The organism is Pseudomonas sp. NBRC 111140, assembly GCF_001320885.1.
Classification (GTDB): Bacteria; Pseudomonadota; Gammaproteobacteria; order Pseudomonadales; family Pseudomonadaceae; genus Aquipseudomonas; species Aquipseudomonas putida_P.
The window spans coordinates 1-18,194 of sequence record NZ_BCBQ01000010.1 but is presented as its reverse complement, the minus strand read 5'-3'; the positions used below and the strand labels follow the sequence as shown (position 1 = coordinate 18,194).

The 18,194-nt window shown below is 65.5% G+C and carries 23 protein-coding genes; 7 read left to right on the top strand and 16 right to left on the bottom strand.

The features are described from left to right. Nucleotides 1-49 precede the first annotated feature (49 nt). Nucleotides 50-415: a DUF3742 family protein gene (locus APH42_RS05265; protein WP_003821127.1), complete on the top strand. Its 366-nt coding sequence runs from the start codon at nt 50-52 to the stop codon at nt 413-415. A gap of 11 nt (nt 416-426) precedes the next feature. Here the strand turns inward: APH42_RS05265 and APH42_RS05260 are convergent, their stop codons facing one another. The 16 genes from APH42_RS05260 to APH42_RS05185 form a co-directional block, all read right to left on the bottom strand. After that, complete coding sequence (locus tag APH42_RS05260; protein WP_003821126.1) at nt 427-1,947, bottom strand: conjugal transfer protein TraG N-terminal domain-containing protein; 1,521 nt, start codon at nt 1,945-1,947, stop codon at nt 427-429. Nucleotides 1,948-1,962: 15 nt separating this feature from the next. Further along, nucleotides 1,963-2,334: a hypothetical protein gene (locus tag APH42_RS05255; RefSeq protein WP_003821125.1), complete on the bottom strand. Its 372-nt coding sequence runs from the start codon at nt 2,332-2,334 to the stop codon at nt 1,963-1,965. Continuing rightward, the gene (locus tag APH42_RS05250) at nt 2,331-3,728 is read right to left on the bottom strand and encodes an integrating conjugative element protein (RefSeq protein ID WP_003821123.1); all 1,398 of its coding nucleotides are present in this window, start codon (nt 3,726-3,728) and stop codon (nt 2,331-2,333) included. The genes APH42_RS05255 and APH42_RS05250 overlap by 4 nt, the downstream gene beginning before the upstream one ends. Before the next feature lie 9 nt (nt 3,729-3,737). Further along, complete coding sequence (locus APH42_RS05245; protein WP_012614067.1) at nt 3,738-4,685, bottom strand: TIGR03756 family integrating conjugative element protein; 948 nt, start codon at nt 4,683-4,685, stop codon at nt 3,738-3,740. Beyond that, nucleotides 4,682-5,128 (bottom strand): TIGR03757 family integrating conjugative element protein, encoded by a 447-nt coding sequence (locus APH42_RS05240; protein WP_003821119.1) that lies wholly within the window; start codon nt 5,126-5,128, stop codon nt 4,682-4,684. The genes APH42_RS05245 and APH42_RS05240 overlap by 4 nt, the downstream gene beginning before the upstream one ends. A 162-nt stretch (nt 5,129-5,290) precedes the next feature. Next, complete coding sequence (locus APH42_RS05235; RefSeq protein ID WP_003821118.1) at nt 5,291-5,785, bottom strand: JAB domain-containing protein; 495 nt, start codon at nt 5,783-5,785, stop codon at nt 5,291-5,293. 182 nt (nt 5,786-5,967) lie between these two features. Beyond that, nucleotides 5,968-6,753, bottom strand: coding sequence for a thioredoxin domain-containing protein (locus tag APH42_RS05230; RefSeq protein WP_012614069.1), 786 nt, complete (start codon nt 6,751-6,753; stop codon nt 5,968-5,970). Nucleotides 6,754-6,766: 13 nt separating this feature from the next. After that, nucleotides 6,767-9,652, bottom strand: coding sequence for a conjugative transfer ATPase (locus APH42_RS05225; protein WP_012614070.1), 2,886 nt, complete (start codon nt 9,650-9,652; stop codon nt 6,767-6,769). Continuing rightward, on the bottom strand, nt 9,652-10,092 hold the full coding sequence (locus APH42_RS05220) for a TIGR03751 family conjugal transfer lipoprotein (RefSeq protein ID WP_003149753.1): 441 nt from the start codon (nt 10,090-10,092) through the stop codon (nt 9,652-9,654). Before APH42_RS05220 ends, APH42_RS05225 begins: the two co-directional genes overlap by 1 nt. Continuing rightward, complete coding sequence (locus tag APH42_RS05215; RefSeq protein ID WP_004350605.1) at nt 10,073-11,491, bottom strand: TIGR03752 family integrating conjugative element protein; 1,419 nt, start codon at nt 11,489-11,491, stop codon at nt 10,073-10,075. The genes APH42_RS05220 and APH42_RS05215 overlap by 20 nt, the downstream gene beginning before the upstream one ends. Continuing rightward, on the bottom strand, nt 11,481-12,392 hold the full coding sequence (locus APH42_RS05210) for a TIGR03749 family integrating conjugative element protein (RefSeq protein WP_004350604.1): 912 nt from the start codon (nt 12,390-12,392) through the stop codon (nt 11,481-11,483). The genes APH42_RS05215 and APH42_RS05210 overlap by 11 nt, the downstream gene beginning before the upstream one ends. After that, the gene (locus APH42_RS05205) at nt 12,389-13,081 is read right to left on the bottom strand and encodes a PFL_4703 family integrating conjugative element protein (RefSeq protein WP_012614071.1); all 693 of its coding nucleotides are present in this window, start codon (nt 13,079-13,081) and stop codon (nt 12,389-12,391) included. The genes APH42_RS05210 and APH42_RS05205 overlap by 4 nt, the downstream gene beginning before the upstream one ends. After that, entirely contained in the window at nt 13,078-13,488 is a 411-nt protein-coding gene (locus tag APH42_RS05200; RefSeq protein WP_003821108.1) for a TIGR03750 family conjugal transfer protein, read from the bottom strand. The genes APH42_RS05205 and APH42_RS05200 overlap by 4 nt, the downstream gene beginning before the upstream one ends. 12 nt (nt 13,489-13,500) lie before the next feature. Next, nucleotides 13,501-13,860, bottom strand: a complete 360-nt coding sequence (locus APH42_RS05195) for a TIGR03745 family integrating conjugative element membrane protein (RefSeq protein ID WP_003153634.1) — start codon at nt 13,858-13,860, stop codon at nt 13,501-13,503. A 16-nt stretch (nt 13,861-13,876) separates the two neighbouring features. Next, nucleotides 13,877-14,110 (bottom strand): TIGR03758 family integrating conjugative element protein, encoded by a 234-nt coding sequence (locus APH42_RS05190; RefSeq protein ID WP_003050225.1) that lies wholly within the window; start codon nt 14,108-14,110, stop codon nt 13,877-13,879. Next, nucleotides 14,107-14,490, bottom strand: coding sequence for an RAQPRD family integrative conjugative element protein (locus APH42_RS05185; protein ID WP_003090167.1), 384 nt, complete (start codon nt 14,488-14,490; stop codon nt 14,107-14,109). The genes APH42_RS05190 and APH42_RS05185 overlap by 4 nt, the downstream gene beginning before the upstream one ends. A gap of 203 nt (nt 14,491-14,693) precedes the next feature. Here APH42_RS05185 and APH42_RS05180 point away from each other — a divergent pair, with 203 nt between their 5' ends. From APH42_RS05180 to APH42_RS05155, 6 genes are all read left to right on the top strand, one after another. After that, nucleotides 14,694-15,164, top strand: coding sequence for a helix-turn-helix domain-containing protein (locus APH42_RS05180; RefSeq protein ID WP_003050245.1), 471 nt, complete (start codon nt 14,694-14,696; stop codon nt 15,162-15,164). Beyond that, a complete protein-coding gene (locus APH42_RS05175) occupies nt 15,161-15,736 on the top strand; it encodes a PIN domain-containing protein (protein WP_003153636.1) in 576 nt (191 codons plus the stop codon). The genes APH42_RS05180 and APH42_RS05175 overlap by 4 nt, the downstream gene beginning before the upstream one ends. A 17-nt stretch (nt 15,737-15,753) precedes the next feature. Further along, nucleotides 15,754-16,668 carry an AAA family ATPase gene (locus APH42_RS05170; RefSeq protein WP_003050256.1) on the top strand — a complete coding sequence of 305 codons (915 nt, stop codon included), beginning with the start codon at nt 15,754-15,756 and terminating at the stop codon, nt 16,666-16,668. Beyond that, nucleotides 16,665-17,135, top strand: coding sequence for a type III CBASS phage resistance system CD-NTase-associated protein Cap8 (gene cap8 / locus APH42_RS05165; RefSeq protein ID WP_003153638.1), 471 nt, complete (start codon nt 16,665-16,667; stop codon nt 17,133-17,135). Before APH42_RS05170 ends, cap8 begins: the two co-directional genes overlap by 4 nt. Then, nucleotides 17,132-17,632 (top strand): type III CBASS phage resistance system CD-NTase-associated protein Cap7, encoded by a 501-nt coding sequence (gene cap7, locus APH42_RS05160; protein WP_003090159.1) that lies wholly within the window; start codon nt 17,132-17,134, stop codon nt 17,630-17,632. The genes cap8 and cap7 overlap by 4 nt, the downstream gene beginning before the upstream one ends. Continuing rightward, nucleotides 17,632-18,194: CBASS oligonucleotide cyclase (locus APH42_RS05155; RefSeq protein WP_177336842.1), on the top strand; the 563-nt coding region annotated here is incomplete at its 3' end. The genes cap7 and APH42_RS05155, both read left to right, overlap by 1 nt.

Sequence of the window (18,194 nt, the reverse complement as noted above, 5' to 3'; positions counted from 1 at the left end):
TGAAGTGGAGCAAACTGGAATAGGCATTCCTCAACAGCAGGAGACGACCATGAACACGACGACCCGCACCAGCACCGCAGAACGCCTCGGCCGCGCCTTTGGCCGCGGATGGCGTGCCTATGCGCGACGCGAACGGCGGGCGTCGAACTGGTTGGTGTCCAAGGGCATGCCGCGAGCTGGCGCTACCGCGCTCGTGTGGGTAGCCAAGCTGGCTGTACTGGGGGTGCTGCTCTACGTTGCGTTTTGGTTTGCACTCGTGATGCTGGGCGTTGCGGCGGCGGGATGGGCTGCTGCTGCAAATACTTCGGATGAGGACGAGTGGCCTTTCACCGACCTCACCGAGCTGCGCAAGACGCCGGGCTACGATCCCAACCTGTACAACGACACGTCGCACGAGTTGTACACCGACGACTGACCGGCCTCGCGCTATTTCAGTTTTCCTCCGGTGAGCGCCCCGGCACCCTTGCCGCCAGCTTGGCCGGCGCTCTTGCTGCCATCGGAAAGTCCCTGGATGACGTGCCCGGCCCGAATCCCAACCCAGGTAAGGCTCGCCAGCCAGAATCCCGGCAGAACCAGGAACATCGTGCCCATGACGAACATCAGGAGCATGTCGCCGAAGGCGTTGTTCAACCCTACCAGCGGGTCAAAGTTGGTGTGCGGCCGGTTCCAGCCAAAGCCCCAGCCATAAAGCGCGTCCAGAATCGTTGAATCGATCCAGCGTGCGAGCTGGAACCAGAAGTCCGTGAAGAACAGCGCGAACTGCACGACGCTGACGGTGACGACCGTCTTCAGGTCGTAGGTGCCCACAACCAGCACGAGCGGGATGCAGATGACCAGCGCCATCTTCAGTAAGGCGAGGATCATGGGCAGGGATTGGCGCACGACATCCATGGCAGGAAACGCGGCAATCGCGCCGACTGCCATCCCCACGTCGCCCGTGGCGCGCGTCACGATGTTCGGCAGGGTCTTGTCGATCTGGCCGCCGTAGTCCGTATAGACGCTGCCCTGGTTCAGTTTCTGCTGCCGCGGTGACGCGATGGCGCGGATCACCGAATCGTCCACCTCGGCCCGGCTGAGGAACCCGGCCCAGCCCGCCAGGCGATTCAGCAGGGTCGGGTCCACTTGCCCCAGCAGCCGCGCGCGCAGGCCGTTGCTGCCGTCTGACCACCACTGCCTGCAGGTCGGGTAGCCGCCACCATTGGCAACCTGCGCGAGGCCTGCATCGCGGGTGTCGTCATAGGGCCATGCCTCGCGCGCCGTGCTGGAGCGGTAGCTGTCGTAGTAGCCACCCGTGTCCGTGAAAAAGCGCGAGCCGATCCAGGTTACGTCGTGCATCTGCTGCTCATCGAGATCCGGGCGCTGCATGAACAATTTGGCCCGCGCAGGCCCATAGCAATCCCGCGAGAAGTCCGCGACCTCCTGAGCCAGTACCGGGTCGTCAATGCGGGTCGCGTCGATCTCCATCCTCATCTGCCGCAGGTCCGTACCGCACGGGATCGCCGCTACCGAGGCGCTCGTGACGGCGCGCGAGAGCGCGTGCATGAAAGCCCACCAGACCGGCACCTTCGCCGACTGGTTGTTGATGGTGCTGAAGGACTGCGACCAGCCGGTTTCCGTGGGCTGCGGCACGCTGACCTGGCACTGCGCCGAGCGCGAGCTGTCGTACTGGATGGTGCTGAGGTCCACGTCGATGAACGGAATGCCCGCGAACATCACCACCACGATCGCGACGAACACCCGGTTCTCGATACGGGCGGCACTCAGAACGCCTTTGTTGCCCTCGTCAGCGCCTTCCGCGCGGGCCTTCAGCCACTCCTGCACGACGATGGCGACGAAAGGCAGCGCGAACACCCCGCTGGACACCAGCACGGCCCAGATACCGTTGTTGACGATCCAGGACACGAGGGTGAGGTAGTACTCCAGATAGTCGGTCGTGAAGAGCGTCATGGCCCCGATCTCCCCTCAAGCGGCCTGCATCAACAGGCTGGCTTCCAGCGCGACGATGGCGACGACGCCGGCGACCTCGGTACGGATCAGCCGGCGCCGCGCCTGCCCATCTGTCCCGCTTTGGTCTTCGCGGGCCAGCACCCGGCGGCGCATCCAGAACCATCCATAGGCCGTTGCCGCGTACACGCACAGCCGCCAGATGAAGAAATACCCTGCGGAGGCCGCCAGCCACCGTTCCCAGCCTGCAACGCTGCCGACCAGGTTGATGCCCGCGACGTTCGCCCCCACTGCGGCGGCAACGATAAGCACCAGCCACAGCAGCGTCTTCGCCGCGCGCCGGCTGAACAACCAGCGCAGCGGCCGCCAGGCCATGCGCGCCGGGCTCATGGCCGACTCCCCGGATTGCCCTTCTGGAGCTGGTCGAGACGGTCCGGCACAGGATCGCCCTCGTAGATGCCGCGCGAACCGGCCGCGCGCGCGCCGTGGCGCTGGATGATCGCCATGGGCGAGTTGTTCGCCAGTTCGCGCCGCAGCTCCAGTTCGGTCTTGAGGTTGCGAATCTCACGGTCGAGCGTGTCGCTCTCGTGGTTCACCGCCTCCACGGCAAGTTCGTTCGCCGCGACGTTGGGCTCCTTCTTGCCCGTGAGCAGCGTGCGCTGCAGCAGCAGCGCTTTCTCCAGCACGGATGCCAGCGCGACCTCGGACGCGAGGCGCTGCGACAGCAGGTGCTGGTCGGGCTCGTCGCGCAGCGCCTCGATCACGCCGCGCGTGATCGGCAGCGACGCACTGCCAGCTTCGCGCAGGTTCTCCGGCGTCGTGTTCTTGGCCTTGGTTACCAGGTCCTGGAGCGCCTGCAGCTTGGCGTCGTACTCCTCCTGGATCAGCGGCGTGAGCCCGACGCCCGGCGTCGTCTCGGTCTTGGTGCAGGCATCGCACGTGCGCTGCTCCTTCTCGCCGAGCACGCGCGTGGCCCACTCGACGGCAGCCTGCGGCGAGGTCCAGGTCTGGCACGAGAGACTGCTGCAACTGGCCGGCGCAATGGACGAGGTGTCGGTCACGCCGCGGCCGTTGACCAGGTTGTAGCCAGCGCGGGTGACATCGCCGACGACCTTGATCGCGGGCTGGCCGGAGCCGCCCGCGTTGCTGCCCCCGACCCACGGCACGCCGTCATTGCCGCGGCGCGTCTCGGCCTGCTCGATGGCCGAGACCGCATCCGTGCTCGACACGGCATCGCGCAGCGCCAGCCCTTCGGCCATCTGGCTCCAGCCGAGTTGGCCGCCCGCCGTTTCGGCCATCTTCTCGGCCATGGCACGGCACGTCAGCTTGCTGCGGTCGAAATCCAGCCGCGCCTGCAGCACGCCATTGGTGAGCAGGTTGTACAGACCGGGATCGGCCCGCTGGATGATCAGTGCGGGCAACGATGCCACCGCACTGGTGGCACTCTGGATCACCGACGACATGATTTGCTGGAAGCCGTTGGTAATGCCGTTAAGTTGGTTCTTCAACGTGGTCTGGATGCTCATGTCGCCGCAGATCAAGTTGCTGTTCCAACCCACGCCGACACCGATGGAGCGCATGCCGGCTGCACGTCCCATCGACACGGCGTTGCCGCCACCGATCGAGTACATGACGTCATCGCCGATGACGCTGCCGCTGGTCTGGTATCCCAGTTGACCCCAGGCCACGCCGCTGCCCAGCGCGAGCGCGCCGGCCAGTGCCAGGACGATCTCCGTGCGACGTACCCGGCGGGAGAACGGATTGAATGCAGGACGGAACTTCATGGCACCCCCTCAGAGGAAATCGACGCTGCCCAGGAACACCTGGCCCCGGCGCTCGCAGCAGGCATACGGCCGCCACAGCGCCCATGCGTAGTCGCCTTGCTGGGCCTGGGTAAGGAAGCCGCTGCGCGGGAAGACCGTGCAGGACGAGGACAGGACGGGCGTGAGTTCTTGCCACTTGCCGGTCGAGGCATCGCCCTCCATCAGCGCGCCGGCCGGCCAGTAGCCGTCACGGGAGTTGGCAAGCAACGGCTGATAGACGTGGATCTGCCCGCGGCGCGTGACCACATCGCCCGCACGCTGGGCCACCACTGCGCCGGCCTTGAAGTCGTCGGTCTGGTGCAGGAAGCCGCCACGGGGATACACGTTGCCCCAGAGATTCATCGTGGTACGGGCACCGACTTCGCGCCGGCCCGGAATCAGCGCTTCCGGGTAGGCCATCTCGGGCACGTTGTAGCGCCAGGCCAGCGTATCCAGGGTGCTGAGCAAGTACGGCATAAACGCCGTGCCCGCGCCCTCACAGAAGTAGCCTGACGAAGAGACGAACTGGTTGAACACCTCTGCGCCGGGGTGACCGATGACATCCGCGTTCTTGAATTTGGCGAGGCTGTTTTCGTGATCCTCGTTCGTCGTTCCGTCGCCGCCAGCTTGGGCGGACGGGTTGGGCGTGCTCATTGCCTGGACTTCGACCCAGGGGTTTTCTCCGGTATTCGAGTACGACGACACCACTGCATCGGGGATGTAGTGGCGCACCTTGATCGACGTGCGCACGGTGCAGCCCGTCCATGTGCAGTAGAGCCAGTAGCAGATGCCGACGACGCGGTATTCGAGGCAATCGGGCGATGCCACCGAGCCGATGATGGTCGCTGTATTGAGGGCGTAGCTGCCCGTGGCGCTGAGCAGCAGCAACGAAGCCACGCCAGCGCGCAGGCGGCGCATCAGGTCGAATGGTCGGGTCACGGCTGGGTCCTCCGGTGCTGCTCGATGCGCGCGACAGCGCGAGCCACATCCGGCTCGCCATAGACCACATAGCGCCTGTCCACCACCACGGCCGGGAGGCTGGTGATGCCGAGGCTCCATGCGTCGGTAACGCCTTGGTATGCGGAAGCGATGCGTCGCTGCAGATCGGCACCGCCGCCATTCAGCCGGCGCTTGACGATGGCCGTCGCCTGTTCGGGGTCGGTGGGCAGTCCCGCGGAAAGCTCCGCTTCAATCCTGTGGGCTTCGTCCAGCTCGATCAGCCGCTCGCCGCCCATGGTCTTGACCGGGTGGCGGCTGTCGGTGACGACCACCACGTCGGCGGCGAAGGTGGCCGGGCTGAAAACGGCCAGGGCTGCCGGCAGCGCCACGGCCCGGCCGAGGGTTCGCCAGCCCGGCGCGAACCTGGAAAGGGATGCTGTCATGTCGCGTGCCCTTGAAGTTGATCAGAGCAGTAGTCAAACGCGAAGCCGACGCGGCCCCAACAAACAATGCGCATCGCGCACTGCCCGCATACCTGCTTGTCTCGCGCCCATGAAAAAGCGGAGGCCGAAGCCTCCGCGTGGATCAGGGAGCCGATGCCGTCGCTACAGCAGGCCGGATTCCGCGAACGAGTACGGCGTGCCCTGGCCGACGATGAGGTGATCCAGCACCCTCACGTCGATCAGCGACAACGCGGCCCTCAGCGTTTGGGTCAACGCACGGTCCGCGCTCGACGGCTCCGTGCAGCCCGAAGGGTGTTGGTGAGAAAAAATGACCGCTGCCGCATTCAGTTCCAAGGCACGCTGCACGATCGGACGCGCATGCACCGAGGTCGAATGGATCGTGCCTCTGAACATCGGCTCGTAGGCCAGCACCTCGTGCATGCTGTTGAGGAACACGATGGCGAAGACTTCATTGGGCTCGGCGGCCAGTTTCAGGCGCAGGTAGTCCTTGACGGCGGCAGGCCTCTCCAGGGATGGCCCCTTCTTGAAGACCCGCTGCTCCAGCAGCGCGATGGCTTGCCGGATGATCCAGTCATCGGATTGGGACATGGGGGCAAAACGTGGCTCCACGCAGGAGTCGTTGGCGACGAGAGACATGGCGGACCTCCAGAAAGTGAGCGGAGGGCGCCACCCTGGGAGGGCAAGCCCTCCTGGGGATGGAAACAGCGGAACAAGGTGCATCCATCACCGCGCGGCGGTGATTGTTCGCGGCCAGGATGCGAAAGCGAACGGGTAGCGGTCAGCGCGGCGAGCCGCGCCGTAGCCTTCAAGACCGAGGGCTACCTGGGCATGTCGCCGACAACGTCGGCAGGCATTTCGGATGTGGGGGTGGCGGGCGAACCCGGCGCGTCGCTGGCCATTTCCCCGGCCGCCAGCAGGTCCATGGCCGAGAGCAAGGCATCGCCCTCGATCGGCCCCTGCAACAGGATGGCCTGGCCCGTCTGGCGATCGAGCAGTCGCAGCGACGGCGTGGCGGTCACGCCGCTCTTGGTGGCTTCCGCGGCCTGCGCGCGGATGGCCACGTTGGGGCGCTCGCTAGCCATGCACTGTTCGATGGCTGACGTTGTTTCGGGGTAACGCAAGCCATCGGGCAAGCCCTGGCCGTCGCTGCGCGTGTGGGCATAGACCCATTCGACCGCCTGCCAGAACGCCGCATGCCCGCCCGCTTCGGCGGCGCACTCGGCCAGACGTGCCTCGGCCGACGCGGCAGGCTCGTGCGCGGCCAGCGGCTGGTGATGCCATTGCAGCGCCACGTCGGTGTTGTTGCCGACCCAGCGCTTGAGCTGCGGGAAATACTCCCGGCAGAACGGGCATTCCAGGTCGGCATAGAGCGTCAGCGTGAAACGGCCTTCCGGGTTGCCCATCTGCCAGGGTGGCCCAGCGACCTGCGCCGTGCTGACCGGCGCGCGCGACGGCGCTGAGGATTCGCCGGGCGTCCGGGACACCAGCCAGATCAGCAGCAGCGCGACCAGCGCAGCAGCCAATACCCAGGGCCAGCGAGGCCGCCAGCGGCGACGGCGGAACGCCTGGACCTGCATCGGAATGGAAGGACGTTTCTGTTCCATGGCGTTCTCCGGTTTACGACAGTTCCAGGGCCGGCGACTCGATGCCGCGGGCCTGGTCGATCTTCTCGGCCACCTTGAAAGCCGCTTCCAGTTCGGTGCAGCCGTACTGCTGCATGAGCTGGTAGCGTTCGGCCTTCTCCTCGGGTTCTGTCTGCGCGAGGGCGAGGTACAGGGACGGCGGCACGGCGCGGAACAGCACTTCCATGCTCTTGGAGAGGATGACGCCTTCGGTGAATTTCCCCGCTTCCTTGCGCGCCGAAAGCATCAGCGCCTTCTGCGCGGGCGAGAGTTCGCGGAACCGCGCGATCTTCTCAACTTCATCGGGCGGCATGCTGAGACAGATCCACCACTCGATCATGTTGAGCATGGGCTCCGCGGCGCGCGGCAGGTCGTCGATGTTCTGCGTCGCGAGCCAGAACCAGGCCCCCAATTTCCTCCACATCTTTGTAATTTTCACGACGTAGGGCGCGAGCAGCGGGTTCTTCGTGATGATGTGGCCTTCGTCGGTGACGTTGATGATCGGGCGTCCCAGGTATTGGTCGCGCTCGGCGATGTTGTTCACCGTGCTGATCAGGCTGATGTAAGCGATGGAGAGCTGCGCGTTGTAGCCCTCGCGGGCGTATGTCGCGAGGTCAACCAAGGTGATGTCGGCTTCGGGCCACGGCGTGCCGTCGCGGTCGAACATTTCGCCGTCCGTGCCTTGACAGAACATGTCCATCGCATCCGCCATCTCCAGCAGCCGCACGCGGCGCATTTCGGGCAGCGTCGGGTCCTGGCCGCGGGCGCGCAACGCGTTGCGCACGTCGCGCGTAAGCACCGTGCGTTTGTCGGCCACGCAGTGCTCGGCGGCGTCGAGGATGCACTGACGGATCAGCGAGCGGTCAGCCCGCGTCATCCGGGCTTCCTCCTTGTCCTCTCCGCCCGTGATCATCAGCCGCGCCGTGATCTCCAGTTCGCCGAGCACGTCGCGCTGCTCGTCCGCCTCCATGGCCGAGGCATCTGGTGGCGGGTCTTCATCCAGCGCGTCGGCGTCGAGCGTCTGCACGTCGCTGGGCGTCTCGATCAGCCGACGCGCGTCTGCGAATGGCGCGAGGCTGATGCCCGAACCTGGGGCCAGCTTGACCCGGTTTACCGTCAGCCCGAGCATGCGTGCGAAGTCGCTGAACAGGCCGAAGCTGTTGCCAGCCTCCACGATGAACAGCCGCGGTCGGTAGATGGCCGTGACCTGATTCAAGAGGTTGTTGAGCGTGGCGCTCTTGCCGGAGCCGGTGGGGCCGAACAGGAACAGATGGGCGTTCATCTGCCGATCCAGGCGGCTGAGCGGGTCGAAGGTGATCGGCCCGCCACCGCGGTTGAACATCGTGATGCCCGGGTGCCCCGTACCTTGAGCGCGGCCCCACACCGGCGACAGGTTCGCCGCGTGCTGAGCGAACATCAGTTGGGTGTACCACTTGCGCCGATCCTGGCCGGGGTTGTAGCAGCATGGCAGCCACCGCAAGTAGCTGTTGAGCGGCGCCACCTCGTCGTCCTCGCGCACCGGCTGCAAGCCAGCATTGAGCATCACGTTCGCCAGGTCCAGGCCGCGCCGGTCCAGTTCCGCTTCGTCGCGTCCGCGCAGGTAGAATGCCAGCGTCCCCCGGTAGAGCTTGTGTGCGCTGCCGATGAGGGAGCGGGCTTCCTGCACGTCCTTCAACGTCTGCTCCGACGCCAGCGTCTCGCCCACGGCCTTCTTCGCCAGGTGGTTGAGATCCGCTTCCAGGACATCCTGCGGCGTGGCGACCATCGTGAGACACAGCAAGGTGTCTTCCGGCATCTGGTCGAACAGCGTGTTGATGGCATCCCCTTTGCGGGTCTCGCCGGTCAGGTGTCCGGTGCCGGGCGGCATGCGCAGCCGGTCGGTGATCAGCACGCGGTGCGGCATGCCGTCGAAATACCAGGTGCCGTGCTCCACGTCGGAGCGTGGCTGGCCGAAGAACAGCCGCTGGCTGAAATCCCGCCCGCTCGCCAGCTCGATTTCGCCGGCCTCGCTTTCTTCGGTGCTGTCGGGGTAGCGCGCCAGCGCGTAGAAGCGCTCCCGGTCCTCTGCACTCGGTCCAAGCATCGCCGGGCGCGGATTGAACCACCGCAGCAGCCAGTCGTGGACGTCGGCTGCGACCATGCGCCGTGCCTGGATGCCGGCGTTCGCCAGGCCGCCGCACAGGCGGTCGCAGACGATGTTCAGCATCTGCTCGGGCGTCTGGCCGCGGCGGCTTGCCTGCCCAGTTGCACGGCGATAGATCACCATGCGCACCCGCCGCGTCTGGCCGCGCCAGCGCAGCCGCGTGACCACCGTGTCCTCGAACAGGCCGCCGGGCTTGGCCACAGCGCGCAGGTGGTGGCCGAAGAAGCGCAAGTAGAACTCGGTGAACGCCGAGCCGCGCGCACGTGGCTGCACGTAATCGCGCAAGGTCTGCATGTACTGGTCGAAGCTCGGTTCGTCCTGGGCATAGAGCTGGAGCACCCACGGGTTCTCGTCCAGTTCATCGAAACTGTCCTGAAGCGCGTTTTCCAGGGCGTCGCGGGCATGCGCGAGCCAGCCGGGTTCCCGGCCTTCGGTGCCCAGCGGCACCAGTTCGTAGAACGCCGCCACCGATTGGCCATCCTCCAGGAGCATCGATTTCGACCCGGGCAAGAACTCCACCCAGGGCAGCAGTTCCACGAAGGACGGCGCAACGTCGTACAGCGCCTGCTCGTCGGCCACGGTCGCTGGCTTGCGGCCGTGGACTGCCGAACCGGGTTCGGGGATGCCGGCCTGGCGCAAGGCCTCGACGTGGCGCTGCCAGCTGTCCGGCTGCTCATCGCTAGCCGGGCTACTGGAGCCGGCGCCGGCCAGCTTCGGCCATGGGAGTTTCCACCGCATCAGTAGTCCTCCACGCGCTCGCCCGGCATCGCGTACTGGATGCGCTGGTAGAGCGGGAAGACGGTCGTGTAGCCGGGCACCGGCACGGGATCGGTGCCGGCCAGATGCGGGTACACGTACATCACGAGATCGGGATTGGGCAGGCGCTGGAACTGGCGGTGGACCTCATTGCGCGCGGTGCGCGTGTAGCGCATCTGCTCGACAGGTGCGGCCTGCACGTCGGCGTCGGTCAGGGGCCGACGCAGGCTCTGGCGCGCATCGAGCAGCTGGCGGCCGGCGTTCCGTCCGGCTGCGCCACCGCCGTCGCCGGCCTCCTGCTGCCAGATGTCCATCATCGTGCGGTCACCGTGGGTCAGCAGCTTTTCCTTGCTGGTGGCGCAGCCGCCGAGCACCGCGACGGCGAGGGCCAGCACCAGGCCCTTAATCGAGTTCGAGAGCATGGCTTTCTCCTGCGCGGTGATCGACCTTGCGGCCTTCGGGATCGAAGTCGATGGCGAGCGGTTTTTCGAGGTGGACGGCGACCTTGGCGCCGGGCTGCACATAGACGGCGGCGAACGCCTGGCCGTAGAGCTTGTTGACCCAGGCCGACATGTCCCGGACACCGCCCGCGAGAATCTGGCCGACCGCTTCCTGGCCGGTGATGCCCACGGTGCCGATGGAGCCGTCCGAGCCGACATAGGACATGCGGCCGCTGTCGCTCTCGATGAGCGAGGCCACGCCGGCACCGGCCGCGGTGATCAGGGCCTGCGAGCCGAGGTACTGCTGGGCGTTGCTGCGCCGCTCGCCGCTGACGCAGGGGATGCCGTGCGGGTCGCTGATCCAGCCCAAGCCGTCGCGTTGCTGGTTGTTCTGCTGGTTGCCCTCGCGGTCTTCGGGGATCGTGCGGATCGTGCCGTCGTTGAAGACGAACGTGATGCTGCGCACCTGGCCGCGCACGCACGAAAGCGTCCAGTCGCCCGATGCGGTGCCGCTGAACACGGCGCCGGCCACGTCGGGAATGTCGATGCCATTGGCGGTCAGGTTGTCCGGCCCGACCAGGACTTTGAACGGATAGGGATCGTTGACCGTGCCGTCGATCGGCACGCGGCCGATCAGCGCGGTCATGGCGACCGAACCCATGAGCGTGGAGTTGGTCGGCACGGTATAGACCGGCTTGGCACTCTTGACCCCAGAGGCGCGGGCGCCCGCGTTGGCCACGGTTTCCGCGGTGGTTTCGAGCGTGCTCTGCGCCGGGCCGAAGCTCGTGGGGAAGCTCATTCCGCCGCTCGCGCCACGACCGCCGTTGCGCCCCTCGGCGGGCTTTGCGTCGTCCGGCTCGACCCACCGCACGCCGCCCTCCATGCCGGCCTCGTCGCCGCCCTGCAGCCCCAGGCCCACGGGCAGGTCCGCATGGCCGCCGCCGCGCCCGCCGATGCTGTCCAGGCGCCGCTGCAGGTCGGCGAGCAGCCCTTCGGTCTGCTGGCGCGCGCTGGCCGCCTGCTCCTGGTCGCGGCGCAGGTTGGACCGCTCGGATTCGAGCGCCGAGTTGATGCGCTGGTCGATGGAGTTCTCGCGCTGGCGCAGTCGCTGGTTCTCTTCACGCTGCGACTTGTTGTCCGAGAGCGCGGTCTGAAGCTCGGTGCGCAACTGCTTCACTTGGGCAACGAGCGTCGCCACGGTGTCGCGCGGGGTGTCGCCTTCGATGCCCAGCGCCTTCATTTCCTCGGGCGTGAGCTGGGCGCCGTTGTCCGCCGCGGGTGGCGCCGTGCTGCCTCCACCCGAGAACAGCCGGATACCGACGAACAGCACCAGGATGGCGACAGGGATCATCAGCCACTTGAGCAGGCCGTTACTGCGCATGGCGGGCCTCCTTGGCGTTCTCGTCGCCGTCCGGCTGCGGCAGATGCACGGCAGGGTCGAAGCGGTGAATCGCCGGCAGCAGCGACTGCGCGAGGCCGCGGCCGCCCGTGACCAGGTAGAGGACGGTCGTGTCCTCGGGCGTGCCGCGCGGGCCCAGCGCCTCGTGCTGGAAGGTGGCGGTGAGGAAATCGCCTTGCAGCACGCGCGGGTCGAGCGCGACCCAGTCGGCGCCGGTGTTGGTAAGGCGCACGGCAGTCACCCATTGGTCTTCCAGGCGCCACGACGCGAGCGCGACCGCGCGCACCGGCAGCGTTGGCATCAGTGTGTCCAGGTCGAGGTCGCGGGGCAGGTTGACCCGCATGACGCCCGGAAGCGGCTCGACGGTGCGCAGCGGTGCGTAGAGGTTCTGCGCGGCGAAGCGCGTCAGCACGACAGGGACCGGAGTTTCGCGCCGCGCGGTCCGCGCACCTGCCTGGCCCTGGGCGCGTGCCGGGGCCTCGGCACTGTCGGCCTGCTCGCCATAGCGTCCCGGTGCGCTGTCACCCTCGACGATGCGCACCGGCTCCAGCTCGGCTTCCCCGTCCTTGGGCGGTTCGGCTGCGATGTCCAGCAGGATCAGCGCGCCCGTGTCGGCGTCCTGCAGTTGCAACCGCGTGGGCTCGATCGGCTCGCTGGCGCGCAGGTACACCGCGCCACCCGCACTCTGCACGCGCAGGCGTTCGCCCACGCCCGCGGGCACGCCCACGCGCACGTTCCGGTCGATGAACACGATGCGTTCCTGACCGACCTTCAGCGGCACTGCCAGTGGCATGCGTTCCCAACGCAGGATCTCCACCGCCTGGGCGACGGGTGCCGCGGCCACGGCCAGTAGCCCCAGCAGCGCGAGTACAGGATGCTTCATGGGGTGTTTCCTCCTTGAGGCGCTTGCGGAGACAGGCCACTCGACGCCGGGCGCGCCGGCTCCGGTGCACTGATGCGCTGGGGCGCGCCTTCGTAGCAGTCCAGCGCCAGGCCGAACGGGTTGCGGGCGGGATCGACGTCCACCCGCGTGACCTTGATCGGATAACGCACCAGGGCGCGCTTGACCTGCTCGGCGCCGTAGTACTCGTCCGCCGTGATGTCCAGCGTCACCACCCAGTCGCGATCGGACACGGTGCGCACGCGCGCCGTGGGGTCGTCGCCATAGCCGCGGCCGGGAATCTCGTAGATGCCGCGCACGCGCTGGCGTAGCTCGCCGGTGGAGCGGCGGTAGTCGTAGTCCGCGCGAAGGAAGGCCTGGCAGGACGGGGTGAGGTACGGCGAGAGCGTGTGGAGGTTGCGCGAGTAGTCTTCTTCGCCATTGGTCGGCCAGCGGTTCAGCGTCTGGAACACGTAGAACGTGAACGCATAGACCGATTCGGGCGGCACTTCCCACCACTTGCGGGTACTGCCAGAGCGCAGGTCGGGCGGGACGTGGATGGTCAGGTCGCGCGGCGCGCTCCACCAGCCGCCGCCCATGACCAGGGCGACAATGACCAGCGCGCCCGCGCCCAGGCGCAAGGTCTTGATGTGCGCCTGCAGGTGGGTGATCTCGTTCTTGAAGCGGCTCATCGTGCCCCCCTTGCAACGGACCTTCGGGTGGACCAGAAGCCGGAGCGCGAGATCAGCACGTGGCCGCCTACCCATCCCGCCATCAGTGGATGGCGCGTGGCGATGCGCCATTGCAGTTGCCGGTACAGCCAGGTGTCGGGGCGCCCGCGCTTGAGCCGGCGCAGGATGCCGCCGCCGATGAAGACGCCCAGGGCCACGCCCAGGACGACGAACGTCGGCGCGATGGCGATCGTGCGGAACACCCAGGACAGCGGCGCGCCGACCAGCAGGCCGGCGGCGCCGGACAGGCCGCAGCAGATCCACAGTTCGTCGGCGGTGAGGCCGCGCACGACAACAGGGTGGCGGTTGAGCCGATGCGGAAGGAACGTGACCGTCCCGTCCGCACGGACGTGCTGCTGCTCGGACATACCGGCCTCGCCTTACAGGATGCCGGTGGCTTCGGTGAGCAGCCAGATGCCGATCACGAGCAGCACGGCACCGATCGCGACGGTGAGGCCAAACTGGCCCCAGGTCTTGCGGCCGGTGTGGATTTCCGCGTAGGTGCCGTAGGCGTGGTAGCAGACGCCGATGAACATCGACGCCACGACCAGGAGGGCTACGAGCATGATGATGTCGTAGCCGTAGTTCCTGATCGTTTCCATGATGCCGTTGCCGGTGCCGCGGGTCGGGTTCTCCAACTGCGGCAGGCCTTGCGCGAACGACAGCGCGGGCAGCGCGGCGGCGCCCAGGGCCATGGCGGCGCGCTGGGCGAGACGGGAAGTGAGGATGCGGTTGTGCATGGTCGGGCCTTTCAGGTCAGGACAGAAGGAAGAAACTCAGGACGAGGTACATCGCGACGAAGCGGATGCAGACGCCGAGGAACTGGCGCTGGTTGAGGCGGCTCTCGGACCACCCCACGTAGGCCGTTCGGATGGCCCAGACGCCCCACACGAGCAGGACCGCGAACACGACGCCGACCAGGACGGTCGCCATTGCGGAAGGCGCGATGCCGCTGTTGGCTTGAAATGCCGAGACCTGGGCGCCGTTCATTGCTTGCCCCCCGCAGTCGTCGCCGGCAGCGGCTCGGCCGCCCGCTCGGTGCGGTAGTCGCCGGCCAGTTCGGAGGGGTCGCGCGGCTGAGCGCGCGATGGCGTCAGGTGAAACTGGATGCCGGCGCGAACGCGCGCCAGGTCAGCCAGCAGCCGCGGGTAGTCGAAGTGGTAGCGCTCGCCCGGCTGGATGGGGGCATGCGCGGCGCTGTCCGCGACGGTGCGCTCCAGCGCGTCGAGCTGGCGCAGTGCGGCGACCAGCTCCTGGCGCTGTGCCGGAGACTCGGCCAAGGCCATCTGGGACTGACCCAGCAGGAGGGCCGTCACGAGAAAAGTGGGCACGCCGCGATGCGCGGCGCGCAGCCAGATCGAAGCCACCATCGCGCCATTCCTGTGTGATCAGCAATGGGGTGATCGTGGAGATCAGGGCTGTTTTAGGCCGCAAACAATAGGAACTGGCGGACGACCGGATTGGGCATACCGCGAGCGAACCTACAAAAGCCCGGGTGGAGTTTCGATTATTGCGTTTTTCGAGTGTTTCGAATATGATCGGCTCTGCAACCGTTTTCGCTTAGGAGCTACCCATGACCACCGCCACTGCCCAATCCAAGATGACCCTTCCCGCCGCGGGAGAGGTTAAGGCAGCCGTCCAGGGTCAACGTGCCTTGGCGGCTTACCTCGCAACCCAGTTCGAGACGCAGCACATCCAGATCTTTGATGACCACAAACAGGCTCATCAGGTGGAACTGCCTACCTCGGCTTTACGCCTGCTGGTCGACATCCTGGCCGAGTTGGCCGATGGCAATGCAGTAAAGGTGGTGCCCGTCCATGCAGAGCTGACGACCCAAGAGGCGGCGGACTTGCTCAACGTGTCCCGTCCCCATTTCGTCAAGCTGCTAGAAGATGGGGTGTTGGCATTTCATCGCACCGGCAAGCACCGCAGGGTGAGGTTCGCCGATCTGATGCAGTACAAGGAAGCGCGCGAGCGCGCCAGTGAGCAGGCGATGGCCGAACTCGCTCAGCAGTCGCAAGAGTTGGGAATGGGATACGAATGAGGCATTCCCCATTCACCGCCGTCTACGACGCGTGCGTTCTATATCCCGCGCCACTGCGGGATTTCCTGATGTGGCTCGGCCTGTCTGGCCGCTTCCGGGCGCGGTGGAGCCAAGCCATTCATGAGGAGTGGAAACGCAATCTGTTGATCAACCGCCCCGATCTCACCCGGGTTCAGGTCGACAGGACGTCGGATCTCATGGACAGGGCCATTCCGGACGGCTTGGTGGAGGGCTACGAAGCGCTCGTGGCAGGCCTGACATTACCCGATCCGAACGATCGGCACGTCCTGGCTGCGGCGATTCGCTGCGGTGCGAGCGTGATTGTGACGTTCAACGAACGTGATTTCCCGAACGATCTGCTGGCTCCGTACGGCATCGAATCGCAGCACCCCGATGAGTTTGTGGACAACCTGCTGGATCTGGATGCGGCCGCCGTAGTGTCGGCTGCGCAGCGCCAGCGTGCCCAACTCAAGCATCCGCCGATCGATGTGGACCGCTATCTCGAAATCCTGCTGCGCCAAGGCCTTGTGCAAACGACCAAGGTGCTGGCGACCTATCGCACCATTCTCTGACCCGCCGAGAGCCACGGATGACCAAGAATCCTTCATCAGACGCCACTTTGCCGAAAGGCATCCATCGAAGCTGGAAGCTGCCGGATAAGTCGCTGGGTGACTTGTGGGATTCGATCGTGATGGACGAAGCCATCAAAAAACAGTTGCTGTCACAAGCGATCGTCAACTTCACGGTGCGCCCCAAGGTGGAGCGCACGGTACTCCCCCTGCACGGCGTGATCTTGTTGGTCGGCCCGCCGGGGACTGGGAAGACCTCCTTGGCACGGGGCTTGGCGCATCGTGTGGCCGAATCTTTTTCTTCTGCGAAGTTTCGATTGCTGGAAGTGGAGCCTCACACGCTGACGAGCTCTGCAATGGGAAAGACTCAACGCGCCGTGGCAGACCTGTTCTCGCAATCGATCGCAGAATCCGCAGCGGCGGGCCCGACGATCGTCCTTCTGGACGAGGTCGAAACGCTTGCGGCTGATCGAGCGAAGCTCAGCCTGGAAGCCAACCCGGTTGATGTGCACCGGGCCACCGACGCGGTGTTGGTGCAGTTGGACATGTTGGCCGAACGCAACCCGCATCTGCTGTTCGTGGCCACCAGCAACTTCCCACAGGCCGTCGACAGTGCCTTCCTATCTCGTTGCGACATGGTGATGGAGGTGCCACTGCCCGGCAAGGATGCCTGCAAGCAGATCCTAGTGGACTGCCTGAATGGCCTGGCAAAGACATTTCCGGGGATTGGCAAGCTTTCCTCGGCTCACCAGTTCGACGCGTGCGCTGGCGAGTGCGTCGGATTGGATGGTCGGGCCATTCGCAAGGTCGTAGCCAACGCCCTCGCGGCCGACCCGCAAGTGGCTATCGATCCGAACAAGCTTTCCGTAGAGCACTTGCGCAGTGCGATACGACAGGCAAAGCAAATGCGCCTTCAAGGAGGGAAGCAAAAATGACCACCGTTGTCAGCCGGACGTTTCGCAGCTCGCCGCACCGCGATGCGTTGCAGACATGGGATGCCATTGTCGAACTGCTCACTCAGGGCAAGGACGGCACGGCTCGCTCTGAACTCAGGGCCGTGACGGGCGTGGCCGCCAGCTTGATCGCCGACCAGGCACCCAAGAGCGCGCCCATCGTTGCGACATGCGATGGACCACGGACCAGGATCTACTGCCTCTTCGACGAAGACGCGATCTATGGTGATGATGCCAACGAAGAAGTCTTGGGGTTCGAGCCGTTGAAGGGAGACTGGGGAGTCTCGCTGCCGTGTCCGAAGGAGCAGCTCGGCTGGGTGCAAAGCGCGCTCAAAAAGCACAGTTCTCGCATCATTGCACGGGACTTGAGCCAAGGAATTGCCACGCAGGCGCAGGCCGATGCTGGGCAAGCGCTGTCGCTCGACCTCGGAGGTTTCCTCAAGTCATGAGCACCGTCGCCACCTACTCGTACACGCACTCGGTTACCTATGTGACCGACAACATCCTCAAGAGCTTGAAAGACATCATCCTGCTCAGTGGGCTGGACCCTGAGCACTTTGCGGATCGCTGGGAGAGCAATACCCGAGCCATCAAGACGTGGCTCGGGACCGGTGATCTGCGCAAGGTGATTCTGGAGATCTACAACCCGGCAACCGACAAGCTCGTGACCCGATGGGATATCGACATCGTGTATGGGTGGTCCGATGGCGACGGCAGCTTCTGGACAGATACCGAGCAGTTGAAGTACGCGATCAAGAAAGCTGGGCTGCTGCCATCGCAGGCCAAGTACAAGTTAATGCTCGATACAAAGCCAGGGCGACCTGATGTGGAGGGATGGAGCAAAGGAAGTTATCGCTCGACGGATGGAATGGTCAAGCAGAGCCTAGGCTCGACTGTCGAACACAGCGGCCTGGCGGGTCAGGCCGGATATTGGAGGCAACGCTGATGCTGTCGATCGATGAAGCTTTTCGCAAGTTCAAGTCGCGTCTGGAACTCAACGAACGCGAACAGAAGAATGCCTCGCAACGCCAGAACGAAGTGCGGGACTACCTGCAGACCAAGTTCGGCATTGCGCGCAGCTTCCTGACCGGTTCCTATGCTCGATACACGAAGACGAAGCCGCTCAAGGATATCGACATCTTCTTCGTGCTGAAGGACTCGGAGAAGCATTACCACGGCAAGGCCGCATCGGTAGTGCTGGATGATTTCCACTCTGCATTGGTGGAGAAATACGGTTCGGCGGCCGTGCGCAAACAGGCGCGCTCGATCAACGTGGATTTCGGTGTTCACATCGACGCGGAGGACAACACGGACTACCGGGTGGTCAGCGTGGATGCGGTGCCCGCATTCGATACCGGCGACCAGTATGAGATCCCCGATACGGCGTCCGGAAAGTGGATCAAGACGGACCCGGAGATCCATAAGGACAAGGCGACCGCAGCGCACCAAGCCTATGGCAATGAGTGGAAAGGTCTCGTGCGCATGGTGAAGTACTGGAACAACAATCC